The organism is Paracoccus alcaliphilus (genome assembly GCF_028553725.1).
GTDB lineage: Bacteria > Pseudomonadota > Alphaproteobacteria > Rhodobacterales > Rhodobacteraceae > Paracoccus > Paracoccus alcaliphilus.
On sequence record NZ_CP067124.1, the window covers coordinates 3,029,403 to 3,054,906 of the forward strand.

The 25,504-nt window shown below is 64.3% G+C and carries 22 protein-coding genes, 1 tRNA gene and 7 pseudogenes; 15 read left to right on the plus strand and 15 right to left on the minus strand.

Annotated features, from left to right (window positions below):
- The first annotated feature begins 16 nt into the window (after positions 1 to 16).
- Positions 17 to 1,351, plus strand: a complete 1,335-nt coding sequence (gene tig, locus JHW40_RS15755) for a trigger factor (protein WP_090614651.1) — start codon at positions 17 to 19, stop codon at positions 1,349 to 1,351.
- Positions 1,352 to 1,414: 63 nt separating this feature from the next.
- Here tig and bluB read toward each other — a convergent pair whose 3' ends face one another.
- From bluB to JHW40_RS15775, 4 genes are read right to left on the minus strand one after another with little or no spacing between them, the layout of a single operon-like run.
- On the minus strand, positions 1,415 to 2,038 hold the full coding sequence (gene bluB / locus JHW40_RS15760; protein WP_090614608.1) for a 5,6-dimethylbenzimidazole synthase: 624 nt from the start codon (positions 2,036 to 2,038) through the stop codon (positions 1,415 to 1,417).
- Positions 2,039 to 2,041: 3 nt separating this feature from the next.
- Positions 2,042 to 2,380: an SMR family transporter gene (locus tag JHW40_RS15765; RefSeq protein ID WP_272849006.1), complete on the minus strand. Its 339-nt coding sequence runs from the start codon at positions 2,378 to 2,380 to the stop codon at positions 2,042 to 2,044.
- A 22-nt stretch (positions 2,381 to 2,402) separates the two neighbouring features.
- Positions 2,403 to 3,395, minus strand: coding sequence for a YihY/virulence factor BrkB family protein (locus JHW40_RS15770; protein WP_170851885.1), 993 nt, complete (start codon positions 3,393 to 3,395; stop codon positions 2,403 to 2,405).
- A gap of 19 nt (positions 3,396 to 3,414) precedes the next feature.
- Positions 3,415 to 4,179: a hypothetical protein gene (locus JHW40_RS15775; protein WP_090614612.1), complete on the minus strand. Its 765-nt coding sequence runs from the start codon at positions 4,177 to 4,179 to the stop codon at positions 3,415 to 3,417.
- 141 nt (positions 4,180 to 4,320) lie between these two features.
- Between JHW40_RS15775 and purB the strand changes: the two genes are divergently transcribed.
- The 4 genes from purB to gap all read left to right on the plus strand — a co-directional run bounded on the left by purB (position 4,321) and on the right by gap (position 8,094).
- Entirely contained in the window at positions 4,321 to 5,634 is a 1,314-nt protein-coding gene (gene purB / locus JHW40_RS15780; RefSeq protein ID WP_090614616.1) for an adenylosuccinate lyase, read from the plus strand.
- A gap of 82 nt (positions 5,635 to 5,716) precedes the next feature.
- Complete coding sequence (locus JHW40_RS15785) at positions 5,717 to 6,736, plus strand: FliG C-terminal domain-containing protein (protein ID WP_090614619.1); 1,020 nt, start codon at positions 5,717 to 5,719, stop codon at positions 6,734 to 6,736.
- A 54-nt stretch (positions 6,737 to 6,790) separates the two neighbouring features.
- Positions 6,791 to 6,934, plus strand: a complete 144-nt coding sequence (locus tag JHW40_RS15790) for a hypothetical protein (RefSeq protein WP_170851886.1) — start codon at positions 6,791 to 6,793, stop codon at positions 6,932 to 6,934.
- A gap of 158 nt (positions 6,935 to 7,092) precedes the next feature.
- Complete coding sequence (gene gap / locus JHW40_RS15795; RefSeq protein ID WP_090614622.1) at positions 7,093 to 8,094, plus strand: type I glyceraldehyde-3-phosphate dehydrogenase; 1,002 nt, start codon at positions 7,093 to 7,095, stop codon at positions 8,092 to 8,094.
- A gap of 116 nt (positions 8,095 to 8,210) precedes the next feature.
- Here gap and JHW40_RS24245 read toward each other — a convergent pair.
- Positions 8,211 to 8,306: pseudogene (locus tag JHW40_RS24245) on the minus strand (IS5/IS1182 family transposase); the annotation flags it as partial.
- A gap of 229 nt (positions 8,307 to 8,535) precedes the next feature.
- Between JHW40_RS24245 and JHW40_RS15800 the strand changes: the two are divergent.
- Positions 8,536 to 9,549, plus strand: coding sequence for an IS110 family RNA-guided transposase (locus tag JHW40_RS15800; protein WP_272848955.1), 1,014 nt, complete (start codon positions 8,536 to 8,538; stop codon positions 9,547 to 9,549).
- Positions 9,550 to 9,884: 335 nt separating this feature from the next.
- Here JHW40_RS15800 and JHW40_RS15805 read toward each other — a convergent pair.
- Positions 9,885 to 10,332: pseudogene (locus JHW40_RS15805) on the minus strand (IS3 family transposase); the annotation flags it as partial.
- A gap of 64 nt (positions 10,333 to 10,396) precedes the next feature.
- On the opposite strand from JHW40_RS15805, the gene JHW40_RS15810 reads away from it, so the two are divergent.
- Positions 10,397 to 11,329, plus strand: coding sequence for an IS5-like element ISPpa3 family transposase (locus JHW40_RS15810; RefSeq protein WP_026155396.1), 933 nt, complete (start codon positions 10,397 to 10,399; stop codon positions 11,327 to 11,329).
- 48 nt (positions 11,330 to 11,377) lie between these two features.
- Here the strand turns inward: JHW40_RS15810 and JHW40_RS15815 are convergent.
- The 5 genes and pseudogenes from JHW40_RS15815 to JHW40_RS15835 form a co-directional block, all read right to left on the minus strand.
- Positions 11,378 to 11,712 (minus strand): annotated as a pseudogene (locus JHW40_RS15815) (IS3 family transposase); the annotation flags it as partial.
- Between the two features lie 282 nt (positions 11,713 to 11,994).
- Positions 11,995 to 12,357 (minus strand): Grx4 family monothiol glutaredoxin, encoded by a 363-nt coding sequence (gene grxD / locus JHW40_RS15820; protein ID WP_090617537.1) that lies wholly within the window; start codon positions 12,355 to 12,357, stop codon positions 11,995 to 11,997.
- A 59-nt stretch (positions 12,358 to 12,416) separates the two neighbouring features.
- Positions 12,417 to 12,659, minus strand: a complete 243-nt coding sequence (locus tag JHW40_RS15825) for a BolA/IbaG family iron-sulfur metabolism protein (protein WP_090617540.1) — start codon at positions 12,657 to 12,659, stop codon at positions 12,417 to 12,419.
- Positions 12,660 to 12,798: 139 nt separating this feature from the next.
- On the minus strand, positions 12,799 to 14,205 hold the full coding sequence (gene glnA, locus JHW40_RS15830) for a type I glutamate--ammonia ligase (protein WP_090617543.1): 1,407 nt from the start codon (positions 14,203 to 14,205) through the stop codon (positions 12,799 to 12,801).
- Between the two features lie 79 nt (positions 14,206 to 14,284).
- On the minus strand, positions 14,285 to 14,623 hold the full coding sequence (locus JHW40_RS15835; protein WP_090617546.1) for a P-II family nitrogen regulator: 339 nt from the start codon (positions 14,621 to 14,623) through the stop codon (positions 14,285 to 14,287).
- 155 nt (positions 14,624 to 14,778) lie between these two features.
- On the opposite strand from JHW40_RS15835, the gene JHW40_RS15840 reads away from it, so the two are divergent.
- The 6 genes and pseudogenes from JHW40_RS15840 (at position 14,779) to JHW40_RS15860 (ending at position 18,851) form a co-directional block, all read left to right on the plus strand.
- Entirely contained in the window at positions 14,779 to 16,497 is a 1,719-nt protein-coding gene (locus JHW40_RS15840) for an NAD(P)H-hydrate dehydratase (protein ID WP_090617548.1), read from the plus strand.
- A gap of 125 nt (positions 16,498 to 16,622) precedes the next feature.
- Positions 16,623 to 16,685, plus strand: a pseudogene (locus JHW40_RS24250) (hypothetical protein); the annotation flags it as partial.
- Positions 16,686 to 16,742: 57 nt separating this feature from the next.
- Positions 16,743 to 17,334 (plus strand): annotated as a pseudogene (locus JHW40_RS15845) (integrase core domain-containing protein); the annotation flags it as partial.
- A gap of 50 nt (positions 17,335 to 17,384) precedes the next feature.
- Complete coding sequence (locus tag JHW40_RS15850) at positions 17,385 to 17,747, plus strand: transposase (protein WP_419182450.1); 363 nt, start codon at positions 17,385 to 17,387, stop codon at positions 17,745 to 17,747.
- Between the two features lie 16 nt (positions 17,748 to 17,763).
- A pseudogene (locus JHW40_RS15855) lies at positions 17,764 to 17,979 on the plus strand (integrase core domain-containing protein); the annotation flags it as partial.
- A gap of 68 nt (positions 17,980 to 18,047) precedes the next feature.
- Complete coding sequence (locus JHW40_RS15860) at positions 18,048 to 18,851, plus strand: DNA adenine methylase (protein WP_170851972.1); 804 nt, start codon at positions 18,048 to 18,050, stop codon at positions 18,849 to 18,851.
- A gap of 533 nt (positions 18,852 to 19,384) precedes the next feature.
- Here JHW40_RS15860 and JHW40_RS15865 read toward each other — a convergent pair.
- Positions 19,385 to 19,458: transfer RNA gene (locus JHW40_RS15865), tRNA-Gly, on the minus strand.
- A 275-nt stretch (positions 19,459 to 19,733) separates the two neighbouring features.
- Here JHW40_RS15865 and JHW40_RS15870 point away from each other — a divergent pair.
- Positions 19,734 to 19,957, plus strand: a pseudogene (locus tag JHW40_RS15870) (IS3 family transposase); the annotation flags it as partial.
- A 37-nt stretch (positions 19,958 to 19,994) separates the two neighbouring features.
- Here the strand turns inward: JHW40_RS15870 and JHW40_RS15875 are convergent.
- Both JHW40_RS15875 and JHW40_RS15880 read right to left on the minus strand, forming a co-directional pair.
- A complete protein-coding gene (locus JHW40_RS15875) occupies positions 19,995 to 21,083 on the minus strand; it encodes a YcjF family protein (protein ID WP_336390099.1) in 1,089 nt (362 codons plus the stop codon).
- A complete protein-coding gene (locus JHW40_RS15880) occupies positions 21,080 to 22,450 on the minus strand; it encodes a YcjX family GTP-binding protein (protein ID WP_090617555.1) in 1,371 nt (456 codons plus the stop codon). Before JHW40_RS15880 ends, JHW40_RS15875 begins: the two co-directional genes overlap by 4 nt.
- Positions 22,451 to 22,585: 135 nt before the next feature.
- Between JHW40_RS15880 and hrpB the strand changes: the two genes are divergently transcribed.
- On the plus strand, positions 22,586 to 25,045 hold the full coding sequence (hrpB, locus tag JHW40_RS15885) for an ATP-dependent helicase HrpB (protein ID WP_090617557.1): 2,460 nt from the start codon (positions 22,586 to 22,588) through the stop codon (positions 25,043 to 25,045).
- Here hrpB and JHW40_RS15890 read toward each other — a convergent pair.
- A complete protein-coding gene (locus JHW40_RS15890; RefSeq protein WP_419182451.1) occupies positions 25,042 to 25,377 on the minus strand; it encodes a DUF2794 domain-containing protein in 336 nt (111 codons plus the stop codon). The genes hrpB and JHW40_RS15890 overlap by 4 nt on opposite strands.
- Between the last annotated feature and the right edge of the window lie 127 nt (positions 25,378 to 25,504).

Genomic DNA, 25,504 nt, shown 5'->3' on the forward strand with positions numbered 1-25,504 from the left:
TGATATGAGGACGATGATGCAGCTCAAGGAAACCCTGAACGAAGGTCTGAAGCGGGGCTATCAGTTCACCCTGCCCGCCGCCGAGCTGGCCGCGACGGTCGAGGCCAAGCTGAAAGAGGCGCAGCCCGAGGTCGAGATGAAGGGCTTCCGCAAGGGCAAGGTGCCGCTGGCGATGCTGAAAAAGCAGTTCGGCCCGCGCATTCTGGGCGATGCCATGCAGGAGGCCATCGATGGCGCGCTGCAGAACCATCTGACGGAATCGGGCGACCGGCCGGCGACCCAGCCCAAGGTCGAGATGGAGAATGGCGAGAACTGGAAAGAGGGCGACGATGTCGTCGTCAACGTGTCCTATGAGGCGCTGCCCGCCATTCCCGAGGTCGAGCTGGGCAACCTGACGCTGGAGCGGCTGTCCGTTCCCGCCGAGGAAGCCGCCATCACCGAGGCGCTGGAGAATCTGGCCAAATCGGCGCAGAATTTCGAGGACCGCCGCAAGGGCAGCAAGGCCAAGGACGGCGATCAGGTGATCATCGACTTCAAAGGCTTTGTCGATGGCGAGGCTTTCGAGGGCGGCGAGGCCGAGGATTACCCGCTGGTTCTGGGCTCGAACAGCTTCATCCCCGGTTTCGAGGCGCAGCTGGTCGGCGTCAAGGCCGACGAGGATGTGAAGGTCGAGGTCAAGTTCCCCGAGGAATATGGCGCGCCCAATCTGGCCGGCAAGGATGCCGTCTTTGAATGCAAGGTGAAGGCCGTCAAGGCGCCGAAAGCCGCCGAGATCGATGACGAACTGGCCAAGAAATTCGGCGCCGAGGATCTGGACGGGCTGAAGAAGCAGATCACCGAGCGTCTGGAAGCCGAATATGCCGGCGCCGCCCGCGCGGTGATGAAGCGTTCGCTGCTGGATCAGCTGGATGTTCAGGTCAAGTTCGATCTGCCCGAATCGCTGGTCGAGGCCGAAGCGGCGCAGATCGCCCATCAGCTGTGGCACGAGGAAAACCCTGAGGTTCAAGACCACAATCACGACACCATCGAACCCACCGACGAGCACAAGACGCTGGCCGAGCGCCGCGTGCGTCTGGGCCTGTTGCTGGCCGAGATCGGACAGAAGGCCGAAGTGACCGTCTCGGATCAGGAAATGACCCAGGCCGTTCTGCGCGCCGCGCGTCAATATCCGGGTCAGGAGCGTGCGTTCTTTGAGTTCGTGCAGCAGAATCAGGCGGTTCAGCAGCAGCTGCGGGCGCCGATCTTCGAGGACAAGGTGGTCGATCATATCGCCGAAGCCGCCAAGGTCAGCGAAAAGCAGGTGACCAAGGAAGAGCTGGAAAAAGCCGTCGAGGCGCTGGACGAGCTGTGATCGCGTCCCGATCCTGAACTGGAAAGGCCGTGGCATCTGCCGCGGCCTTTTTCGTTGCGCCGGTTACAGGATTTCCCAGTCGCTTTCGTCGTTTTCCTGCCAGCCCTCGCGATGCAGCAGGGGCGTGTCGTCGTCGAAGGTCGGATGACCGATGCAGAGCCAAGCGGCAAAGCGCCAACCGGCGGGACGTTGCAGGATGGCCTCGATCCGGTTGGGGTCGAGGATCGACACCATGCCGACGCCCAGATTCTGCGCCCGCGCCGCCAGCCAGATCGAAAAGATCGCCATCGCCGTCGATTGCAGCAGGGTCTGCGGCATGGTCTGGCGGCCCAGCCCGTGCCCGGTTTCGGGATCCTCGAGCGAAAAGACGGCCAGTTGCAGGGGCGCGGTCTCCATCCCCTCCAGCTTGAGGCGGTCGTAATGGCGCAGCCGCTCTCCGTGGTAAAGCGTCGCGGCATCGGCATTACAGCGGCGGAACTCGGCCTGGGCGGCCTGCCGCAATTCGGCGCTTTGGACCCGGACCACGCGCCAGGGCCGGGAGTTCCCGACCGAAGGAGCCAGCGCCATCGCCCGTTCCAGATGCCGCAGCGCCTGATCGGGGATCGGGTCGGGGCGGAAATGGCGCACGTCGCGGCGCCATTCCAGCAGCAGCATCAGGCGGTCAAGATCGCTGTCGGTGAACTGCATGGCCTAATGCCCGACGCTGCTGGAAAACAGGTTGACCACCACCACCCCGGTCACAATCAGCCCTAGGCCGATCACGGCGGGCAGGTCCAGCCGCTGGCCGAACAGCACCAGCCCGATCAGCGCCACCAGCACGATGCCCACCGCGCTCCAGATTGCATAGGCGATGCCAAGCGGCAGCGCCCGCAGGCTGAGCGACAGCAGATAGAAGCTGGCCAGATAGCAGACCGCCATGCCGAAGGTCGGCCAGATCCGGCTGAATTGCTCGGACCGTTGCAGGAACGAGGTGCCGACCACTTCAAGGGCGATGGCAAAGCCAAGCGGGATATAGGGCGACATCAGCATGGGACCTCCGCGATTGTGCCCCTCATACCTCGCCGAGATCACCATGCAGGCGCAAGGCCTTTCGCCGCCCCAGCACTGCGTTCAGCTCGGCCCCCGCCAGCAGGATCGAGGCCGACAGCCACATCCACATCATCAGCGCGATCACCGCCCCAAGCGTGCCATAGGTCTGGTTGTAATTGCCGAAATTGGCCGCATACCACGAAAACAGCATCGAACCGCCGACCAGCACGATCCCCGCCAGAACCGCGCCGGGCAGGACCGGGCGCGGCCCTGCCGCCCGACGCTCGGGCCGCGACGGCCCCCAGCGATAAAGCGCCGCCAGCCCCGCCACCAGCAGCGCAAACAGGATCGGCCAGCGCAGCATGGCCACCATCGCGTCGGTCTGGCCGGGCAGCCATTGCAGCAGGATGGGAATGACCGCAATGGACATCAGCATCAGCGCCGCCATCAGCAACCCGCCGAGGGTAAAGCACATGGCGACAAGGTTCAGACTGACAAATCCCCGCGTCTCTTTCTGGAACAGTGCCACATTCAGCGCCGACAGCATCGCCTTCATCCCGCCATTGGCCGAATAAAGCGCCAGCCCAAGGCTGAACAGCCCCGCCACCGACAATGCGCTGCCCGAGGTCGAGGCGATGGCCTCGACCTGTCCCCGCACGATATCCACCCCGCCTTCGGGCAGCAGCGTCGCCAGCATGTCCATATGCGCCGAGATCCGCGCAGGGTCGGCCGCCAGCCCGTAAATCGACACGAAGGCGGTGATCGCGGGAAACAGCGACAGCAGCGCGAAAAAGGTCACGCCGCCCGCCACGGCGGTCACCCGGTCCTCTCCGATCTGCGCTGCGGTCTGCTGGCCGATCTGGATCAGGCCACGCCAACCGGGTTTCGGACGATCCGGCGCCTTTGGCCCCTGCTCCGGCATTTCAGCCAGCCCGTAACGGCGGCGGGTTTCATCGTCCAGATCGCCCAGCAGCGCATCGCGAACCGAGCGGCCAGCCGCTTGCCGATCCCTCATCCTATCCCCCTGCCCCGTATCAAAGCCGGTGGGTGCGCCGGTCGTCGTCGCCCTCTGCCCGATCGCCGTCTGTTTGATCGCGGGCGGAGGCGGCATCGGTTCGCCCCATCATGCCGCGCAGCTGTTCGGCGGTCGAGGCGAATTCGCCGATGATCGCGCTGGCCTGCGCCGCAACGCTGCGAAAGCCGTTAAAGGCGCTGGTCAGGGACTCCGCCAGCCCGTTCAGCCCCGCCGACAGATTCGTCGCGGTCTCGGTCATGCCGCTTGCCACATTGCGCGGCCCATGACGGCGGCGCGAGGCATCGGCACGGCGGCGTGCGGCAAGGCGGCTGTCCTCGCGCGCCTGCGCGCGGCTGCGGCGGCGGATTTCCTCGCGCTCTTCCTCGTCCAGTTCGGCAAAGCGCGGCGCCAGGGTCTGCGGCGCGCGGCTGTCATGCAACGGCACATCCGGCGCATGATGCACCGGCTGATAACGCGGCCCGGAATCGTCCGAGATCATGTCAGCGATCTTGCGCGTGGCGATGACCGCCGCCGCCGTCGCCCCGGCCACGCCGACCGCGACGCCGCCCCACACAAGCAGTTTGGCCGTCAGCGAGGGTTCGGGCCACGGCTTGCCGTCCGGGCCAAGCCGACCCGACGGGATCACCTTGCTGGAACGCATGGGCCGATGCGGATAGGGGCTGGCGGTCTTGTGGCCCTCGGGCACCGGGCGGGGGCCGAAGCGGGTCTCGCTTTGCCGATCCGCCTCGGTCAGGTTATGGATATCGTCGTCGCTGCGGTGCATCCTGCGGCCTCCGGCTGTTCATCTTTGGCCTATCAACCCCGGCCAATGCGGGAATGTTCCGCCCCTGCCCGCGAAACGCAACGAAATCTTGCCCCTGCGCGCCCGCGCCGTTATGCCCGCCCCAACGACAAGGAGCCTGCCATGATCCCGCGCTATGCCCGCCCCGAAATGACCGCCATCTGGTCGCCCGAAACCAAGTTCCGCATCTGGTACGAGATCGAGGCCCATGCCTGCGACGCTCAGGCCGATCTGGGCGTGATCCCGCGCGAGAACGCCGAGGCCGTCTGGCGCGCGAAGGATGTGGAATTCGACGTGGCCCGCATCGACGAGATCGAGGCCGTGACCAAGCATGACGTGATCGCCTTCCTGACCCATCTGGCCGAGCATGTGGGCAGCGATCAGGCCCGCTTCGTCCATCAGGGCATGACCAGCAGCGACGTTCTGGACACGACGCTGAACGTGCAATTGGTGCGCGCCGCCGACATCCTGCTGGCCGATATGGACAAGGTTCTGGATGCCCTGAAACGCCGCGCCCACGAGCACAAGGACACGGTCCGCATCGGCCGCAGCCACGGCATCCACGCCGAGCCGACCACGATGGGCCTGACCTTCGCCCGCTTCTATGCCGAGATGGCGCGCGGCAGGACACGGCTGCAAGCGGCACGCGCAGAGGTCGCCACCGGCGCGATTTCCGGCGCGGTCGGCACATTCGCCAATATCGACCCGGCGGTGGAAGAGCATGTCTGCGCAAAGCTGGGCCTGCGCCCGGAACCGATTTCGACGCAGGTGATCCCGCGCGACCGCCACGCGATGTTCTTCGCCACGCTGGGTGTCATCGCCAGCTCGATCGAAAACATCGCCATCGAAATCCGTCATATGCAGCGGACCGAAGTGCTTGAGGCAGAAGAATATTTCAGCCCCGGCCAGAAGGGCTCATCGGCCATGCCGCACAAGCGCAACCCGGTCCTGACCGAGAACCTGACCGGGCTGGCGCGTCTGGTCCGCATGACCGTGATCCCCGCGATGGAGAATGTCGCGCTGTGGCACGAACGCGATATTTCGCACAGCTCGGTCGAGCGCGGCATCGCCCCCGACGCCACGATTACGCTGGATTTCGCACTGAACCGGCTGGCCGGGGTGATCGACAAGCTGGTCGTCTATCCCGAAAACATGCTCAAAAACATGAACAAGTTTAGGGGTCTGGTGATGTCCCAGCGGGTGCTGCTGGCGCTGACACAGGCCGGGGTCTCGCGCGAGGATGCCTATCGTCTGGTGCAGCGAAACGCCATGAAGGTCTGGGAACAGGGCGCTGATTTCAAAGAGGAACTTCTGGCAGATGCCGAAGTGACCGCGGCCCTGTCGCCCGCCGAGATCGAAGAGAAATTCGACCTTGGCTATCACACCAAGCATGTGGATACGATTTTCCGCCGGGTATTTGATGAAAATCCTGCGTGATTTCCGTCTGGCGCTAACCCTGGGTTAGTCATTTTCTGCCAGAGTGGCCGTAACGGAATATACGGCCAGTCGGGGAACGGAAATGAATGTGCAGACGCAGCTGAGCCAAAGGCAGAAGGCGGCGGTGATCGTGCGGCTTCTGCTGGATCAGGATGACGACGACGGCGCCTTCGGGCTGGAGCGTCTGGACAGCGACAGCCAGACCCTGCTGGCCGAGGCGATGGCAGGCATGGAACTGGTCGATCGCCAGACCCGCGATGCCGTCATCGACGAATTCTGCGACAGTCTGGAAGCGGTGGGCGTAACCTTCCCCGGCGATATCGACGGCACCCTGCGGATTCTGGGCGAACGGCTGTCTCTGGACAGCACCGACCGGCTGCGACGTCTGGCGGCTCTGACGGGCCGGGGCGATCCCTGGGCGCGAATCGCCGCCCTGCCGAAAGAGGCGGTCCTGACGCTGGCCGCGCAGGAACCCATAGAGATCGTGGCGCTGATGCTGTCGAAACTGCCGGTCGGCCGGGCCAGCGACGCATTCAGCTCGCTTCCGATGGAACGGGCGCAGGCGGTGGCGCAGGCCATGTCGCTGACCGGCGGCGTCAGCGCACAGGCGCTGCACCGGGTCGGGCTGATCCTGCTGCAATCAGCCGATGCCCTGCCCCGTCCCGCCATCGACACGCCTGCCGCCGACCGCGTGGGCGCGATCCTGAACTTCGCCAGCGCCGATCTGCGCGATTCGGTCCTGCAGGCGCTGGACGATTCCGATCAGGTCTTTGCGGGGGGTGTGCGAAAGGCGATCTTCATCTTTGCCCATATCCCCGCCCGGATCCTGCCCCGCGACATTCCCCGCGTGGTGCGCGAGGTCGAACAACCCATGCTGATCCGCGCCCTTCTGGCTACCGGAGAGGCGAATGAGACAACCTCGCGCTTCATCCTCGAAAACCTGTCCCAGCGCATGGCGGACGGATTGCGCGAAGAGATGGAGGAAGCCGGCAAGGTCTCGGCCAAGGACAGCGAAGAGGCAATGAACGAGGTCATCGCCGCCATCCGCCGCCTGGAAGAGGCGGGCGAACTGGCCCTGATTCAGCCCGAGACCGAAGAATGACGGCGGCTCTTGCGGTCCCGGCGCACAACGCGGATAAATGCGCCGGATATCGCCATGACCAATCAGATCGCCCTCACCCTCATTGCGCTTATCGTCGCGCTTTTGCTGCTGGATTACCTCTGGCTGGGTCTGGATATACCGGTCCTGATCGGCAAGCAGTTCGACGACCTCATCGAATATTTCAGCTTCTGGCGCTGATACCGCCCGCCTGCCACGTTTCAGCCTGCGACAATCCGCCTCAACATGTTAGCGCAGGTCACCCATTCTTTCGACGCAGCCCGGTGACGTGACATTTGCATCCGCTCATTTCGCAGGCTAGAGGAAGCCGACATCATCTGGTCGGGAGAGAGAGCACCATGGCAGTCAAAGTCGCGATCAACGGGTTCGGGCGCATCGGCCGCAATGTCCTGCGCGCCATCGTGGAATCGGGCCGCACCGATATCGAGGTCGTCGCCATCAACGATCTGGGTCCGGTCGAAACCAACGCCCACCTGCTGCGCTATGACAGCGTCCATGGCCGTTTCCCGGCCAAGGTGACGACCAGCAGCGACACGATCGACGTGGGCCGTGGCCCGATCAAGGTCACCGCGATCCGCAACCCGGCCGAACTGCCCTGGGGCGATATCGACGTGATCATGGAATGCACCGGCATCTTCGCCTCGAAGGAGAAGGTGCAGCCGCATCTGTCCACCGGCGCCAAGCGCGTGCTGATCTCGGCCCCCGGCGACAATGCCGACAAGACCATCGTCTTCGGGGTGAATGACGACACGCTGACCAAAGACGATCTGGTGGTTTCCAACGCCAGCTGCACCACCAACTGCCTGTCGCCGGTCGCCAAGGTGCTGAACGACGCCATCGGCATCAATCGCGGCTTCATGACCACGATCCACAGCTATACCGGCGATCAGCCGACGCTGGACACGATGCACAAGGACCTGTATCGCGCCCGCGCCGCTGCCCTGTCGATGATCCCGACCTCGACCGGCGCCGCCAAGGCCGTGGGTCTGGTGCTGCCGGAACTGAAAGGCCGTCTGGACGGCGTCGCCATCCGCGTCCCGACGCCGAATGTCTCGGTCGTGGATCTGACCTTCGAGGCCGCCCGCGACACCAGCGTCGAGGAAATCAACGCCGCGATCAAAGCGGCCGCAGATGGCCCGCTGAAAGGCATCCTCGGCTATACCGAAGAGCCCCTGGTCTCGTCGGATTTCAACCACGATCCGCATTCGTCGGTCTTCCACATGGATCAGACCAAGGTCATGGAAGGTCGTTTGTGCCGCATCCTGACCTGGTATGATAATGAATGGGGCTTCTCGAACCGCATGTCCGATACGGCAGTTGCCATGGGCAAGCTGATCTGAGCCGCAAATCCAGTCGCGACACCGCCTGTCAGAATTTCTGGCAGGCGTTTTCGTTTCAAATGTCGCTTTAGGGCCTGTCGGGATTCATCGTGAGTAGATGAAAGCGGCAGCGAGGCGACCATTGCTTCGAAGCTCTGATCGGTCTTGCAGGCAGGCAAGGCCATGCGCTTGAACTCCTTGATCTTGCAGAAGAAGTTATCGATGAGGTGGCGTCAGATGCAGATGTCGGCGTCGATCCTGAGTTTCTGCGCACGGGTCTCCGAACCTTCGCAGGCTTGCCGCGGTTCGGGGTGCTTTCATGAACCGTCGCCGGTTCTGCTCGAACCGATGGCGCAGTATCGGCTCGATGTCGTTCTGAACTGATGCGGTGGATGCCCCCACCCATCGGCATCTCTTATGCCATGATGGTTGCATCGAAACCGAACGGAGGGCACATCAATGATGACAACGATCAGCATGTTGGCGATCGACTTGGCGAAGGGCAGTTTCCAGGTCTGCGCGATCGGGCTGGACGGGGCGGTTCTATATAACCGTGTGCTGTCGCGGACCCGTCTGACGAATCTCCTTGCCGAACAGTCGGCCTGCGTGGTGGCGATGGAGGCCTGCGCCACGTCGCATTACTGGGGCCGGGTGGCGCAGTCCCACGGTCACGAGGTGCGTCTGGTGCCAGCGGTGTATGTGAAACCGTTCGTGAAACGACAGAAAAACGACAAGGCGGATGCCGAAGCCATCGCCGAGGCCGCGTCGCGCCCGACCATGCGGTTCGTGGCCGTGAAGAGTGCCGAGACGCAGGGCCGCGCAGTGGCGTTTCGGACGCATCAATGTCTGGTGCGGCAGCGCACGCAGCTCATCAACGCCCTCCGCGGACATCTGGCCGAGTTCGGGCTGGTGGCGCCGAAGGGGCCCGCGAGCCTGAAGGTTCTGGAGAATGCACTGGCAGATCCGGCCAGCGATGTGCCAGGCCATGTTCGGGAGATGGGCGCGATCTACGTCGAGCAGATCGCGAGGTTGACAGAGGTGATCGGACGACTGGCGGAAGAACTCGAGGCCGCATCAAGGACAGATACGCAACTTCGTCGGCTGTGCACCATCCCCGGGATCGGCCCGGTCACCGCCGGAGCTGTTGCGGCATTCGCACCGGATCTTGCCACGTTCGACAGTGGGCGCAATTTTGCCGCTTGGCTCGGCCTGGTGCCGAAACAGAGGTCGACGGGTGGAAAAACCAGACTGGGTTCGGTCAGCAAAATGGGGCAGACCGATATCCGCCGCCTGCTGATCGTCGGTGCCATGAGTGTGATCCGCTGGGTTGTCCGCAAGGGGGGCAGCGCGAACCGTTGGCTGGCCGCGCTGGTGATGCGCAAACCGAAGATGGTCGCGGCCGTTGCGCTGGCGAACAAGATGGCCCGGATGATCTGGGCGCTGACGACAAAAGAACAGGATTACAGAATGGCGTGACCCGAGCCCGGAAAGGGGCGACGGCACGGCATGGCCGAAAGGCCGGGGTGAGCGATCGACGAGGAGTAGGCGACACGGACTTCGAAGTTCAAGGCAGGAAGATTCAGTCCCGGGGCTCGAGCGCATGCAGCTCTCTGAACCGATGTGAACCCAGCCTTCCGAACAGCATACCGGCCCGTGGCGTCGTGGAAGGCCACGCTGAGAGGCCTGACACACGTCCGATCGAAGACCCCGCCGACAAACCGAAGATTTAGCTTGCCAAACCGGGGGTATCCACACACGCTCCGGGTTTGCCGGGGGCTGCTTTTGGTTAGTTGCACGGCCCTGGGTTCAGTTTCCAGAGCGGCGTAGGAATTGGCCTCGGCTTCGGCTGGTGGGATATTCCCAATCGCCTCGAGCAGGCGGCGGTTGTTGAACCAGTCCACCCATTCGAGGGTCGCGTATCCCACGGCCTTGAACGGCCCGTTGATCGTCTCCGCCAACGCTGCCCACCGAGGGTTCGATCCCGCCAGGCGCTCAGTGTCCCGAATGGACAGGTATTGCGAGCCCCTGTCGGAATAGTGGACCAGCGCCATGCCCTTTTCGGGACGGCGATCAAGCACCGCCTGCTCCAGAGCATCCGGGACGAAGCCCGCATGCGCCGAGGTGCTGACACGCCAGGCGACGATCTTGCAGGCACAGGCCTCGATGATCGGGCCATGGGAACGCCACTGGTCCGAGAGACCATGGCGAGGGGCGACAATGGACGAAGCCCCTCCATGTGACGACACAGGTGAAATCGGCGTTGTTGCAGAACTCCGTTTTCTGAGGGATTCACACTGCGAATCCAGTGGGCTAAGGGGCGAGTATGAGCAAGCCTGAGCCGACCCGCTACCGCACGATGAACTGGAAGTCCTACAACGATGCCTTGAAGCGGCGCGGGTCCCTTCTGATCTGGCTGGACAAGGACATGGTTTGGCGCGCACCCAAATCCGGATGCAATGGTCGGCCGCCGGTCTTCTCTGATGCCGCGATCCAGTTCTGCTTGATGGTGAAGGTTCTGTTCGGCCTGCCTCTGCGGCAAACGACAGGGATGGTGGCGAGCATCCTTTCGATGGCCGGGCTCGACTGGCGGGTGCCCGATTTCTCGACCCTGAGCCGCAGGCAGAAGCGCATCACGGTTCAGATCACGAGCCGCCGTGCGCCGGGGCCGCTGAACCTGCTGGTGGACAGCACCGGGATCAAGTTTCTTGGTGATGGGGAATGGCTTGCCCGCAAGCATGGCCCGCATCGCCGACGCCAATATCGTAAGGTTCATCTGGCGATGGACACGGCTACAGGTGACATCCGCGCCGTCGAATTCACCTCAAGCCGTGAAGGCGACAGCCCTGTTCTGCCCGACCTGCTCAACCAGATCCCAGAGGATGAACAGATCGGCACCGTCACCGGCGACGGTGCCTTTGACACCCGACGCTGCCACACCGCGATCCTGGATCGAGGCGGCACCGCTATCATCCCGATCCGGAGGAATGGCCGTCTCTGGAAGGAGGATTGCCCCGCAGCCAGGGCGCGCAACGAGATCCTCCGGGCAACCCAGCGCTTGGGCAGGGCCATATGGAAGCGCTGGTCAGGTTATCACGTCCGAAGCAGGATCGAGGCAAGGATGCGCTGCCTCAAGGCCTTCGGTGAACGCATCTCATCACGAGACCCGGACCGCCAGACCGCCGAAATCCATATCCGCATCGCCCTCATGAACCGCTTCAATGCCCTCGGATCCGCCGAGATCAAACGCGTGGCATGAACTCAACGCGGAAAGGGAAAACTGCGCTCACACACTGACTTCTGCAACAACGCCGGTGAAATCGCTGACCCAGAGCATGTTGGGCGCAGGAACGCCGAACGCGCGGTTCACCTTGTCCAACGGGCACGGGGCCTTCGTGTCCGGGATCGTCTTCCGGTGCGGCTTGTCGCGGATGGTGCCCTGAATGGCCATGTCCTTCATGAGCCTTGCCACTATGCGAGCCATGCGACATCGAACCCTTCCCGGACGAACTGCCGCCAGACCTTGCGAACGCCGCAGACCCGCCAGTTTTCTTCGAAAACACGCCGGATCTCGGGCCGCAGGGCTTCATCGTGGCGGGCGCGGTCCGACAGGCGAGCCGGATCAGCCCGCTTTCCATGCGCGAATGCCTCGCGTTCTGCCCGAAACGGCATGAATTCGACAAAGAGCAACGCGTCGAGTCCACCTTCTTGGCTCTGAAGAGAAAAACCGTACCAGTGAGAGTGGCCTTAACACAGCTCGGTATTCAGCATCGCGGTCATGTGCCATTGTCGGCCACGCCAGTGATCCCGACAGTCGTGTCGGGCTGCACTCATGCTGCAAGCCATGCACCCACGCCTCTGCCCTGTGAAAACGACGAAGGCCGGCATTCCTGCCGGCCTTCATACCGTTCGCCAGCCGCCGGTTCAGGCGTTGGCTTCGCGGATCTTGTTGGCGGCATCCTTGTCGTATCCGACGCTTTTCTGGTCGAACAGCTGGTCCAGCTCTCCCGAGAGGGTCATCTCGGTGATGATGTCGCAGCCGCCGACGAATTCGCCCTTGACGTAAAGCTGCGGGATGGTCGGCCAGTCCGAAAATTCCTTGACCCCCTGACGGACATCCTGATCGGCCAGCACGTTCACGTCGTGATATTCGACACCCATGTAGTTCAGCACCCCGGCCACGCGGCTGGAGAATCCGCATTGCGGCATTTCCTTGGTGCCTTTCATGAACAGCACCACATCATCGGCATCGATGATATCCTGAATCCGGGTTTTCACATCGCTCATCTTCTGATCCTTCTGGTCCGGGCCCGCCCTGCGCGCCGGTCATCGTTTCGCCGCCCGCTCTAGTCCGGGGCCTTGGTCGTCAGCGCAAGGGCATGCAATTCCCCCGCCGGGCCGTCCATCCGGCCCTGCAGCGCGGCATAGACGGCACGCTGCTGCTGGACCCGGTTCAGGCCGCGAAAGCTTTCGTCGATCACCTCGGCCGCGAAATGGTTGCCGTCCCCGGCAAGGTCGGTAATCGTGATCTGCGCGTCGGGAAACGTGGCGCGGATCAGTGCTTCGATGTCATGGGCTTCCATCGCCATGGCAATAGTCCTTTCACAGTTGCCTCAAGATGTAGGTCATGGGGCAATGTCCCGCAAGCCCATCTGCCGCCTGTCGCCCGACGGAACCCCATGAAAAAGGGCGCCCCGATGGCGCCCCTTCCCGATATTTCCGCCGTGATCAGACCGAATAATACATCTGGTATTCGACCGGGTGCGGCGTGTGTTCATAGGCATAGACCTCTTCCCACTTCAGCGCGATATAGGCCTCCAGCTGATCGCGGGTGAAAACATCGCCTGCCAGCAGGAAGTCCATGTCCTTCTCCAGCTCTTCCAGCGCCTCGCGCAGAGAGCCACAGACGGTCGGGATCTCGGCCAGTTCCTCGGGCGGCAGATCATAGAGATCCTTGTCCGAGGCGGGGCCGGGATCGATCTTGCCCCGGATCCCGTCCAGCCCGGCCATCAGCAGCGCGGCAAAGCACAGATAGGGATTCGCCGAGGGATCGGGGAAACGCGCCTCGACCCGTTTGGCCTTGGGCGATTCGGTCCACGGGATGCGCACGCAGCCCGAGCGGTTGCGCGCGGAATAGGCGCGCAGCACCGGCGCCTCGAAGCCCGGGATCAGCCGCTTGTAGCTGTTGGTCGAGGGGTTGGTCAGCGCGTTCAGCGCCTTGGCATGTTTCAGGATGCCGCCGATGAAATACAGCGCCTCTTGCGACAGATCGGCATATTTATCGCCAGAGAACAGCGGCTTGCCGTCCTTCCAGATCGACATGTTGACATGCATCCCCGACCCGTTGTCGCCCTTCATGGGCTTGGGCATGAAGGTCACCGACTTGCCATAGGCATGGGCGACGTTGTGGATGACATATTTGTATTTCTGGATGTTGTCGGCCTGTTCGGTCAGCGAACCGAAGATCAGCCCCAGCTCGTGTTGGGCGCTGGCGACCTCGTGGTGGTGCTTGTCCACCTTCATGCCCATGCGCTTCATGGTGGACAGCATCTCGCCGCGGATATCCTGCGCCGCGTCGATCGGGTTCACCGGGAAATAGCCGCCCTTGTGACCGGCGCGGTGGCCCTGGTTGCCCATCTCGTATTCCGTGTCGGTGTTCCATGCCGCATCGACCGAATCGATCTGGAAGGAAACCTTCTGCGGCGTCACCGAATAACGCACATCGTCAAAGATGAAGAACTCGGCCTCGGGACCGAAATAGGCCGCATCGCCGATGCCGCTGGATTTCAGATAGGCCTCGGCCTTCAGCGCGGTGCCGCGCGGGTCGCGGGAATAGGGCTCTCCGGTGTCGGGTTCGGCCACGTCGCAATGCACGCACAGCGTCTTTTCCGCATAGAACGGATCGATATAGGCCGAAGCCGGGTCCAGCATCAGCTTCATGTCGGACTGGTCGATGGATTTCCAGCCCGCGATCGAGCTGCCGTCGAACATGAAGCCTTCCTCGAACAGGTCCTCATCGACCAGATCGACATCCAGCGTCACATGCTGCAGCTTGCCCTTGGGGTCGGTAAAGCGGACATCGACATAGGCGACCTCCTCATCCTTGATCAGCTGCAATACTTCCTTGATATCCATCTCTTCCCTTTCCTGATCTCAATGGCCCGGTGTCGCAGATGGATGTGTCCGGGCCCGGAAATTCTTCAATGCTGGCGGCTCAGACCGCGTCGTCGCCGGTTTCACCCGTGCGGATGCGGATCGCCTGTTCGACGGGCGAGACGAAGATCTTGCCGTCGCCGATCTTTTCGGTGCGCGCCGCGCCGACGATGGCGTCGATGGCGGCTTCGACCTGATCGTCGGGCAGCACCATCTCGATCTTCACCTTCGGCAGGAAATCCACCACATATTCCGCGCCGCGATACAGTTCGGTATGCCCCTTCTGACGGCCGAAACCCTTGACTTCGGTCACCGACAGACCCTGCACGCCAACCTCTTGCAACGCCTCTTTGACATCGTCCAGTTTGAATGGCTTGATGATCGCCTCGATCTTTTTCATCGCAATAGACCCTTCCTCGCGGCTTGCCTGCAGCCTGATTGGCGCGTTTGATCGGTGCGGTAAATGACAGTGCCCATCCTTTGGGGCATCGGGCCGGATGATCCGGTGCTTCTGCCCAATATTTATGCACAAAAGCTGAAAAATAGGCAACGAAGATGCCAGTTGGATCAGAAATCCTGACGACCGCCCAGATGCGCGCCACCGAATCCGCCGCCATGAGCAGCGGGCGCGTCACCGGCGCCGAATTGATGGAGCGCGCGGGCCGCGCCGTCGCCGGCCATATCCGGCTGCGCTGGCCCCGACCGGGCCGGGCGGTGGTGCTGTGCGGGCCAGGCAACAATGGCGGCGACGGCTATGTCATCGCGCAGCATCTGCACCGGGCGGGCTGGCAGCTGCGGGTGCTGGGACTGGCGAACCAGCCGGGACCGGATGCTGCGCAGATGCGGCAGCGCTGGCAAGAGATCGGGCCGATCCTGCCGCTGGACGCCGCGACATTTGCCGGGGTGCAGGATTGCGATCTGGTGATCGACGCGATTTTCGGCACCGGCCTGACCCGCGCGCCGACCGGCCCCATCGCTGCCCTGCTGGCGGCACTGACCGATCCGTCGCTGCCGCCCGTGGTGGCGGTCGATTGCCCCAGCGGGCTGTGCCTCGACAGCGGCGGCTGGCCGGGCCGGGATCGCGGCACGGCCACAGGGGCCCGTGCGCGATTGACCGTCGCCTTCGACCGCCCGAAACCGGGCCATGTGCTGGAGAGCGGCGCCTTTCGCTGTGGAGAGCTGGTCATTGCCGATATCGGGCTGGGCGACTGGCACCACATAGCCTCGAATGCGCCGCAAACCCTGCTGCTGCATCCCGCGATCCCGACGCCGTGGCTGCCCGCGCCGCAGGGCCCGGCATTCTCGCTGCTGGCGAAGCCCGCCGATGGGCACAAGTTCCTCAGCGGCCACGCCCTGATCCTTGCCGGAGGCCCTGCCCGTGGCGGAGCCGCGCGCCTGTCCGCCCGTGCCGCCCTGCGGGTCGGGGCGGGTCTGGTGACGCTGGCGCCCCCCGTCGATGCGCTGGCCGAACATGCAGGTCCGCCCGATGCGCTGATGCGACAACCGGTGGAGGATGCCTCCGACCTGGCCGACATGCTGGCCGATTCGCGTATCACCGCGCTGTGCCTCGGCCCCGGCTGCGGGATCGAGCGGGCGGCCGGATTGCTGCCCTCTGCCCTTGCCTGCGGTCGCCCCTGCGTGCTGGACGCCGATGCGCTGACCGCCCTGTCGCAGCGCCCGAAGGCCGAACGCTTCCGCGACCTGCATGACAAGGTGATCCTGACCCCGCATATGGGCGAATTCGCGCGGCTGTTCCCCGATCTGGCCAACAGGCTGGTCGCCGCGGACAACACCGGCCCATTGTTCTCGCGGCTGGATGCCGCCCGTCAGGCGGCAAGCCGGGCGCGGGCTGTCCTGCTGCTGAAAGGCCCCGACACCGTTATCGCCACCCCTGATGGCAGCGCGCTGATCCATACCGTCACCGACCTGCCCTGGCTTGCCACGGCGGGCGCGGGCGATGTGCTGGCGGGCCTGATCGCAGGCCTTCTGGCCCGCTCTCTGCCGCCCCTGCAAGCGGCTGGACTGGCCGTGCAACTGCACGCCCTCGCCGCACGCCGCTTCGGCCCCGGCCTGACCGCCGACGACCTGCCGGATCAGATCCCCGCCATATTGCGCGACCTGCTGGAAGGTGCCTCGGGTGTGTTCGAACGCGGGGGCCGGAAAAAAACCGGGATCGACGAGATGCAGGTGAAGGAACTCCACGCCAGGATCGAGGAACTGGCCGTGGCCAACTCTTTTTTGGAAAGAAAGCTGAAGCCCTGGGGCGGGAAATGAGGCGCGGCATGGTTGAGCCGGATCATCCGGACTTGTCGATCACTTGGCAGTGCAAGCTGCTGTCGATCTCGCGCCCGTCCTTCCATTACGCAGCAAAGGGCGAGAGCGCGCAGAACCTCGCCCTCATGCGGCTGATCGATGAACAGTTCCTGGAAACGCCCTTCTTCGGTGTCCGACAGATGACCTGGCATTTGCGCAACGATGGCCATCAGGTGAACGTGAAGCGCATCCGCCGGCTGATGCGGCGCGGGTTTCTCTACCTGGTTGTCATTATGGATTGGCACACCCGCAAGGTCCCGGCCTGGCGCATCTCGAACATCGCGCCACGCTCCGCCACCGGTCCGAGGACCATGGCGAGGAAGGCCGATTTCTGCGTCGAGGCGCTGAACGAGGCGGTCTTCGTCCCGGATGCTCTGGAGCAGGCGGTGCATGATCGCCGTCCCGAAAAGGGCATGGCGCTGGTCCACCATAGCGACAGGGGCACAATACCTGTCCATTCGGGACACTGAGCGCTTGGCGGAAGCCGGGATCGAACCCTCGGTGGGCAGCGTCGGCGACAGCGACGACCACGCTTTGATGGAGACAATCGACGGGTTATGCAAGGCCGAGGTCATACGCCGTCGCGGATCTTGGCGCAGCTTCGAGGCCGTGGAATACGCGACCCTCGACTGGGTGGACTGGTTCAACGACCGCCGCCTGCTCGAGGCGATCGGGAATATCCAGCCAGCCGAAGCCGAGGCCAATTCCTACGCCGCTCTGGAAACTGAACCCATAGCCGCGCGACTAACCAAAAGCAGCCCCCCGGCAAACCCGGAGCAGGGCACTACCCCCGTCTGAATCTACTCGCGGTTACCACAAACCTTAGCACACGCGCCCCGGAGTTGATGATGTCTCATGGAATAGCCACCCTGACAGTCGCAGAAATGTTGATCCTGGTCGGCGATAATCCAACGCGCATCCGGTCAGAAGCGGCATTTGCAAAGCTTTGCGGCGTTTGCCCCATTCCAGCATCCAGTGGCCGGACCCATCGCTTCCGACTGAACCGAGGCGGCAACCGGCAAGCGAATGCCGCGCTCTACCGTGTGGCCATCGTCAGGATGCGAAGTCATGAGCCGACACTGGCATATGTGAAGAAGCGCACGCAGGACGGGAAGAGCAAAAGCGAAATCATACGCTGCCTGAAACGCTATATCGTCCGTGAAATCTACAGCCAGCTATGCTTGCCGAAAACCGCCATAAACGCCACTTGACGGATATAGGAGCTTCAACGCCTTGGCCGAGACGATCAATGGCCTCTTCAAGGCTGAGGTTATCCACCGTCGCGGCCCGTGGCGCAGCTTCGAGGCTGTCGAATATGCCACGCTGGAATGGGTCGACTGGTTCAACAACCGCCGTCTGCTCGAACCGATCGGGAACATCCCGCCTTCGGAAGCAGAGGCCAACTTCTACGCCGCTCTGGAAACTGAAGGCATGGTCGCGTAACTAATCGAAATCAGCCTCCGGCAAACCCGGCGCGGTTCATTATCTTGCCATGAACAACAGGAATTGCCGTGCTCGCCTCCATCAACCCTACCGACCCCGTCGCCCCTTGGCAGGGCGGTAAACGCAATCTCGCGCGCCGGATCTGCGCTATCATCGACACCACGCCCTGTAAGACCTATGCTGAGCCTTTCGTCGGCATGAGTGGGATCTTCCTGCGCCGCTCGGCCAGGCCGAAGGCCGAGGTCATCAATGACCGGGGCCGAGACATCGCTAATCTGTTCCGAATCCTTCAGCGGCACTATCCGCAGTTTCTGGACACGCTCCGATTCCAACTGACAACGCGGGCAGAATTCGATCGGCTGGTGAAAACCGATCCCGACACGCTGACCGACCTCGAGCGCGCAGGGCGTTTTCTATACCTTCAGCGCACGGCATTCGGTGGTAAGGTTTCCGGACGCAACTTCGGCGTGTCGAAGGACCGCCCCGGTCGGTTCAATCTGACCACGCTACAACCGATGTTGGAGGACCTGCACAGCCGCCTTGCTGGCGTCGTGATCGAGTGTCTGGATTGGTCGGAGTTCATCCCGCGTTACGACGGCGCCGAGACGCTGTTCTATTTCGATCCGCCCTACTGGGGCTGCGAGGACGATTACGGTAAAGCCATGTTCGAGCGGGCCGATTTCCGGTGCATGGCCGACCAACTAGCGAGGATCAAGGGCCGGTTCATCCTATCACTGAACGACGTACCCGAAGTGCGCGAAATCTTCGCGGGCTTTCGAATCGAAGAGGTCCGCGCCACCTATTCAATCAGTAGTAGGCGCAATGACGGCGTCGGGGCGCGGGCGGAGCTTCTGATCTCAAACATGGTCTAGGGCCGAAAATCGCTTGAAGGTTCGGTGCCAGTGTTCAGCGAACCTGTCATCCGGCATGCCATTGTAAAACAAACATAATACTGAACATTCAAGCGACCGATTAAACTTTCGGCCTGATTTGAAGGTTCGGATCATGGAAAGCCGCGTCCGAAATCACCGGAAATCTGCCCCAAACCCCTTATTTCGTGGGCTGTGGGCCACTGTAACCATTTCAGGCACGGCCTCAATCGCAGTCCTTCCACAGGCCGTTTAAGGTCCCTTTCAAGGGCTAACTGCATGACATACCGCCAGCGCCGTCTCATCGCCCCAGCTGGCCTTACAGGCCTTGTTTTACTGGGCCTTCGCGGTTCTTCGCAGGTCTTCGGGTCTCTTCGCACATCCCTGCAGATATTGGTGTCACTCAACACCGCCGGCATTCAGCGTTGGGAGAGGGACATCGCTTGCCCTGTGAACGCCAAGCAGCCTGAACGAGCACATTGTAGCCTCGCAAGTACGTGACAGGCTATAATAAAGCACACATAAGTGATTGAACTTGGAGCGGGTGAAGGGAATCGAACCCTCATCATAAGCTTGGAAGGCTTCTGCTCTACCATTGAGCTACACCCGCACTGCGTCTCTCATAATATTTACCTATCTGATGCGCAAGGCGGATTGAATACGGTGACCCGCGCCGGGTTTGCCGCAGGCTGTCGAGGCGCCGGCGAATGCCCGTCCGTTGCGAACTCTATGCGGCTGATGTAGGAGGCGAGATGCCTGCATTCAGGATGCGTGGATCATAGCAGACGATATGGAAACGAACGAACATGTGGCTTCCTTGCCGTCGCCGCTGAGGATTGGCTTGGTCACGCCGGCTTGGCCTGGCAACAAGACCGCAAACCGGCAGAGGTGGTTCGGATGAACCGGACCATCAAAGAGGCCACCGTCAAACGCTTCCACTACGAGAGCCACGACCAGTTGCGCCGGACCCTTGAGGACTTCATCCACGCCTACAATTTCGGACGCAGCCTCAAGCCTTAAAGGGCCTGACGCCATGCGAGTTCATCTGCAAACAGAGGACTTCAGAGCCGGATCGTTTCATCATCGATCCAATCCATCAAAGGCCGGGACCGGACAGTTCGGGGTTGGCCGGGATCTCGGAGGAAGTTACCGATCCGCAACCCGCTCGTGATCCTCGCCGAACAGGCCCCGCAGCCCGCGCGCCACGAGATTGCCCACCTTCGGGCGCGGCTGGGCGAGAAAGGGCAGCGGGCGGCAGACTTCCATCGCAGCGATGCCGACTCGGGCGGTCAGGGCGCCGTTCACCACGCCTTCGCCAAAGCGGCGCGACAGTTTCGACAGCAGGCCGCCGCCAGCGACCGTCTCGATCATGTCGTCGCCGGCCGCCACCGCGCCGGTGGCGACCAGATGCGTCATCACCGTGCGCGCCAGCCGCCATCCGCCGACCGCGCCCGCGCGCCCGCCATAGATCTCGGCCATGCGGCGGATCATCCGCAGATTGGCGGCCAGCGCCGCGATCACATCGACCAGCGCCAGCGGGATCAGCGCCGTGGCGGCGGCGACGGTGCGGGATGCGGCCTCGATTTCCCGCCTTGCCTGCTGATCCAGCGGGGCCAGCAGCTCGGTCTCGGCCATGGTCAGCAGGGTGCGCGGGTCATAGGCATCGGCGCTGTGCTCGGCCAGCCGCTGGCGGCCCCATTCGGTTTCCGGGCGGCGGGCATAGAGCGCGACCAGCGCCGTGCTGACCTGCCGGGCGGCCTCGATGTCGTCATCGGCCAGCGCCGCGCCCGCCTGCCGTTGCAGCGCGTCGATCCTGGCGAAACGCGCCCATGCCCGATATTCGCGCCATGCCATGCCAAGCGCGGCCAGCGTGAACAGCGCAAACAGCGTCACCGCGATCCAGCCCAGAACCGGGTAGCGGTTCAGCAACCCGTTGATGAAATCCAGCGCGGCGATGGACAGCAGAAAGGTGAACAGCGCCACGCCGGTATTGATGAAAAACCGGGTCAGCCGCGAGGGCGGGCGCCCGATCAGTCGCGTGACCATCTCCATCGTGCGGGGATGAGGCAAGGGCGCGTCGATCCGATCCACGGGCGGGGCATCCGCAGGGTTCAGCGCCGGATCGCCGGGTGTGCCGTCGCGCTGTTGCGGGGCGGCGCGGGCGGGTTGCGGCTGGGCCTCGTCCTCCATCTCGATCAGGACGGGGCGGCGCTTGCGGGGCGTGTCCTCGGTCACAGGCGGTCTCCGATCAGGAATTCGGCGGCGCGGTCCAGCCGGATATGCGGCGGGCCGTCGCCGGGGCGCGCGGTCATCGGTGCGGGGGCGAAGTTCATGATCGCATAATCCCCGTCCAGCCATTCGCTGGCGCCGTCGCGCGCCGGATGCAGCAATTGCGCCGGGTCGGGGGGCAACTCGCCCGGATAGAAGGCCGCCTGCCGCCCGTCCAGCAGCCGCCCGCGCACGGCGGGCAGTTCCTCGCCCTCGTGGCGGATCACGTCCTCGGTCGTGGCGCGCAGGGCGGCGATGGACATGGCCTCGGTCCGCGCGCCACTGAAATCGGCGCGGTCGCGGGCCTCGCGCAGCATGGCCGAGACGATGGCGGTCAGCCGGTTGTGCTGGCTGTGGTGCAGATGGTCGGCCTTGGTGGCGGCGAACAGGATGCGTTCCACCCGCCGCGTGCCAAGGATCTGCGCCAGCCAGCCCGCGCGACCGGGGCGGAAGGCGGTCAGCACATCGGCCATGGCGCGGCGCATGTCCTCGACCGCCTTGGGTCCCTGATGGATTGCGCCCAGCACATCGACCAGCACCACCTGCCGGTCGATCCGGGCAAAATGTTCGCGGAAGAAGGGCCGGACCACGCGGGATTTATAGGCGTCGAAGCGGCGGCGGAATTCGCGATGGATGCGGCTGCCCTCAAGCCCGGCGGGCAGCGGCGCAAAGGTCAGCGCAGGCGAGCCTGCCATTTCGCCGGGGATCAGAAACCGGCCCGGCGTGCAATCCGACCAGCCCGCCGCCCGCGCGGCATGCAGATGCGCGGTATAGGTTTCCGCCAGTTGCTGGGCCAGCGGTTCGTCAAAACGCCCGTTGGGGTCCAGTTGCGCCACGGTGGCCAGATATTCGGGGGCCAGCGGCCGGCCCTCGATCCGCCCCAGCACCTCGGCCGACCATTCGCTGAAATTCTTTTCCATCAGGCGCAGGTCCAGCAGCCATTCGCCCGGATAATCGACGATATCCAGATGCAATGTCTGCGGCCCGCGCAGCCCCGAAAACAGGCCCCTCGGCTGCAGCCGCAGCGACAGGCGCAGCTGGCTGACATGGCGGGTGCCGTCGGGCCAATGCGGCTCGGGCCCGGTCAGCGCTGCCAGATGACGCTCGAAGTCAAAGCGCGGCACGGTATCGTCGGGCTGCGGTTGCAGCCAGGCGGCCTTGAGGCTGCCATTGGCGGCGGCATGCAGCGCATGCATCCGCCCGCGATCCATCAGGTTGGCGACCAGCGAGGTGATGAAAACGGTCTTGCCCGCCCGCGAAAGTCCCGTGACGCCCAGCCGGATCACCGGATCCTGAAGACCAAGCCCCTGCATCACGTCGCTGCCGATACCCATGCCGTCTCCAGTTCCTCTGCGGTCGCGTGATACAACGCGGCCAGTGCAAGATAGGTCCGCGCGCAGGCGAAGTGTAGGCCATCCGTGTCACCTTGCTGCGTTGCGCGCGACCTGCGTTCCGGGCTAATCCGGCGCATGACCAGCGCCCTGCCCATCGATGAAGCCCTGCCCGATCTGTGCGACGCATTGGCGCGTCATGGCCGGGCGGTTCTGGTCGCGCCTCCGGGGGCGGGCAAGACGACACGGGTGCCGCTGGCGCTGATGGCGCAGATACCGGGCCGGATCATCATGCTGGAGCCGCGGCGGCTGGCCGCGCGCGCCGCCGCCGAGCGGCTGGCGGCGGGGCTGGGCGAGGCCGTGGGGGCGCGCGTCGGCTATCGCATCCGGGGCGAATCGGTGCCGGGGTCGCGCATCGAGGTCGTGACCGAGGGCATCCTGACCCGGATGATCCAGTCCGATCCGTCGCTGGAGGGGATCGGCTGCGTGATTTTCGACGAATTCCACGAACGCAGCCTGAATGCCGATCTGGGCCTTGCGCTGGTCTGGGAGGCGCGGGGCGCGCTGCGCGAGGATCTGGCGCTGCTGGTGATGTCGGCCACCTTGGATGCCCAGCCGGTCGCGGCGCTGATGGATGACGCGCCCATCATCCGTTCGGACGGGCAGAGCTTTCCGGTCGAGACGCGCTGGCTGGACCGGCCCTTGCCTGCGGGCCATCGGTTCCTGTCCGAGGCCGCGCGGCTGATCGCCGAGGCCGAGGCCGGGACGCGAGCGACGGGCGGCACGGTTCTGGCCTTCCTGCCCGGCGAGAGCGAGATCCGCCGCGTCATGGCCATGCTGTCTGATATCGGGTGCGAGTTGCTGCCCCTCTATGGCGCGCTGGATCTGCGGGCGCAGCGCGCGGCCCTGTCGGCGCCGGGTGGGCAGCGGCGGATCGTGCTGGCGACCTCGATTGCCGAGACCTCGCTGACCATTCCCGAGGTGCGGGTGGTGGTCGATACCGGCCGCGCGCGGCGGGCGCGCTTCGATCCGGGCAGCGGCATGTCGCGGCTGGTGACCGAGCGGGTCAGCCGGGCCGAGGCCGATCAGCGCCGGGGCCGGGCAGGACGGGTGGCGCCGGGGATCTGCTGGCGGATGTGGTCGCGGGCCGAGGAAGGCGCGCTGCCCGGTTTTGCCCCGCCCGAGATCGCGGTGGCCGATCTGTGCGGGCTGGCGCTGGAACTGGCGGTCTGGGGGGCCGGGGCGGCGGATCTGGCCTTTCTGACCCCGCCCCCCGAGGCGGCGCTGTCCGAGGCGCGGGACCTGCTGCGCGCGCTGGAAGCATTGGACGATGCGGGACGGATCACCGCGCATGGCCGGGCGCTGGCGCGGCTGCCGCTGCATCCGCGTCTGGCGCATATGTTGCTGAGATCGGGCGGGGCGGCGGCGGATCTGGCGGCGCTGCTGTCGGATCGCGATCCGCTGCGCGGGGCACCTGCCGATATCGGTTTGCGGCTGGCGGCGATGCGCGATCCGAAGCGGTTCGCGGCGCGCAGTCCGTATGAGGTCAATCCGGCAGGAATCCACCGGTTGCGGGACGAGGCGGCCCGGTTGCGCCGGTTGCTTGCGTCCCGCGACGGCGGGGGGGCGCTGCCCCCCCCGACCCCCCCGGGATATTTGGGCACCAAAGATGGGGCGATGCTGGCTTTGGCCTATCCCGACCGGATCGGGATGCGGCGCAAGGGAGGACTGCCGCGCTTTGTGCTGTCGGGTGGCAAGGGGGCGTTTTTCGAGCCGGGCGATGCGATGGGGCAGGCACGACTGGTCGTCGCGGCGGATCTGGATGGCGATATGCGCGAGGCGCGTATCCGGCTGGCGGCGGCTCTGGATGAGGAGGATTTGCGGGCGTTGTTTGCGGCGCAGATCCGCGAAGTGGATATTTGCGAATGGTCGCGTCGCGAGGGTCGCGTTCTGGCGCGGCGGCAGGAGCGGTTGGGGGCGCTGGTGCTGTCGGATCGCGGCTGGATGGATGTGCCCGACGAGGCGGTGGCGCGGGCGGCGCTGGAAGGGTTGCGGATCGACGGGCTGACATGGAGCCGGGCGGCCGCCCGGCTGCGGGCCCGGATCGCGCTGGTTCCCGCGCTGGGGGCGGTGGATGACGACAGTCTGCTGGCCGAGGGCGATTGGCTGCTGCCCTGGCTGGGCAAGGCTCGGGCGCTGGCCGATCTGCGCGGGCTGGATCTGGTGCCGCCGTTGCTGGCGCGGCTGGGCTGGCAGGGACAGCAGGTTCTGGATCGAGAGGTTCCGGCGCATTTCGTCACACCTTTGGGGCGCAGGGTGGCGATCGATTACGACCATGATCTGCCCTCGATCGAGTGCCGGTTGCAGGAGTTGTTCGGCGTGACGCGCCATCCGGTGGTGGGCGGCAGGCCGTTGCGGATCAGCCTGTTGTCTCCGGGGGGCAAGCCCGTGCAGGTGACCAGCAATCTGCCGGGGTTCTGGGCCAATTCCTATGCCGATGTCCGGAAGGACATGCGCGGGCGCTATCCCCGCCATCCGTGGCCCGAAGACCCGACCTCGGCCGATCCGACGCTGCGGGCCAAGCCGCGCGGCAGTTAGTCGATGGCGCGGATCAGCTTTTTCTCCAGCACCCGCAGCACCTGCTTCAGGTCGTGGCCGCGTTTCAGCACTCGTCCATCCATGCCGATCACCGCATAGGCGCCCTGTGCCCCGCGCAGGGTGGGGCGCTTTTCGATGCGATAGAGCGGGTGTTCCGTCGCGCGGCGGAAGACGCTGAAGATGGCGGCGTCGCGCAGGAAGGACATCGCATAATCGCGCCATTCGCCCGCGGCGACGAAACGCCCATAGACAGAGAGGATCATGCCCAGTTCGGTCCGGTCGAAGACCACGCGATCAGGGGCGGCGTGAAGCGACGGGGTGACATTCATCATGACGAAATGGTGACATCGGGCGCGGGGCAAAGCAAATGAAAAGGGCGGCCGGATGGTGACGGCCGCCCCGGAATGACCCTGGGAAGGCAGCGGTCAATCTTGCAGTTACCCACAAGTGGTGCGGCGA

What these genes read in the sequence shown, in the direction of transcription:
- tig (WP_090614651.1), top strand. Translation starts at nt 17, where the DNA reads ATGCAGCTCAAGGAAACCCTGAACGAAGGTCTGAAGCGGGGCTATCAG.
- bluB (WP_090614608.1), bottom strand. Translation starts at nt 2,038, where the DNA reads ATGCAGTTCACCGACAGCGATCTTGACCGCCTGATGCTGCTGCTGGAA.
- JHW40_RS15765 (WP_272849006.1), bottom strand. Translation starts at nt 2,380, where the DNA reads ATGCTGATGTCGCCCTATATCCCGCTTGGCTTTGCCATCGCCCTTGAA.
- JHW40_RS15770 (WP_170851885.1), bottom strand. Translation starts at nt 3,395, where the DNA reads ATGAGGGATCGGCAAGCGGCTGGCCGCTCGGTTCGCGATGCGCTGCTG.
- JHW40_RS15775 (WP_090614612.1), bottom strand. Translation starts at nt 4,179, where the DNA reads ATGCACCGCAGCGACGACGATATCCATAACCTGACCGAGGCGGATCGG.
- purB (WP_090614616.1), top strand. Translation starts at nt 4,321, where the DNA reads ATGATCCCGCGCTATGCCCGCCCCGAAATGACCGCCATCTGGTCGCCC.
- JHW40_RS15785 (WP_090614619.1), top strand. Translation starts at nt 5,717, where the DNA reads ATGAATGTGCAGACGCAGCTGAGCCAAAGGCAGAAGGCGGCGGTGATC.
- JHW40_RS15790 (WP_170851886.1), top strand. Translation starts at nt 6,791, where the DNA reads ATGACCAATCAGATCGCCCTCACCCTCATTGCGCTTATCGTCGCGCTT.
- gap (WP_090614622.1), top strand. Translation starts at nt 7,093, where the DNA reads ATGGCAGTCAAAGTCGCGATCAACGGGTTCGGGCGCATCGGCCGCAAT.
- JHW40_RS15800 (WP_272848955.1), top strand. Translation starts at nt 8,536, where the DNA reads ATGACAACGATCAGCATGTTGGCGATCGACTTGGCGAAGGGCAGTTTC.
- JHW40_RS15810 (WP_026155396.1), top strand. Translation starts at nt 10,397, where the DNA reads ATGAGCAAGCCTGAGCCGACCCGCTACCGCACGATGAACTGGAAGTCC.
- grxD (WP_090617537.1), bottom strand. Translation starts at nt 12,357, where the DNA reads ATGAGCGATGTGAAAACCCGGATTCAGGATATCATCGATGCCGATGAT.
- JHW40_RS15825 (WP_090617540.1), bottom strand. Translation starts at nt 12,659, where the DNA reads ATGGCGATGGAAGCCCATGACATCGAAGCACTGATCCGCGCCACGTTT.
- glnA (WP_090617543.1), bottom strand. Translation starts at nt 14,205, where the DNA reads ATGGATATCAAGGAAGTATTGCAGCTGATCAAGGATGAGGAGGTCGCC.
- JHW40_RS15835 (WP_090617546.1), bottom strand. Translation starts at nt 14,623, where the DNA reads ATGAAAAAGATCGAGGCGATCATCAAGCCATTCAAACTGGACGATGTC.
- JHW40_RS15840 (WP_090617548.1), top strand. Translation starts at nt 14,779, where the DNA reads ATGCCAGTTGGATCAGAAATCCTGACGACCGCCCAGATGCGCGCCACC.
- JHW40_RS15850 (WP_419182450.1), top strand. Translation starts at nt 17,385, where the DNA reads ATGTCTCATGGAATAGCCACCCTGACAGTCGCAGAAATGTTGATCCTG.
- JHW40_RS15880 (WP_090617555.1), bottom strand. Translation starts at nt 22,450, where the DNA reads ATGGGTATCGGCAGCGACGTGATGCAGGGGCTTGGTCTTCAGGATCCG.
- hrpB (WP_090617557.1), top strand. Translation starts at nt 22,586, where the DNA reads ATGACCAGCGCCCTGCCCATCGATGAAGCCCTGCCCGATCTGTGCGAC.
- JHW40_RS15890 (WP_419182451.1), bottom strand. Translation starts at nt 25,377, where the DNA reads ATGATGAATGTCACCCCGTCGCTTCACGCCGCCCCTGATCGCGTGGTC.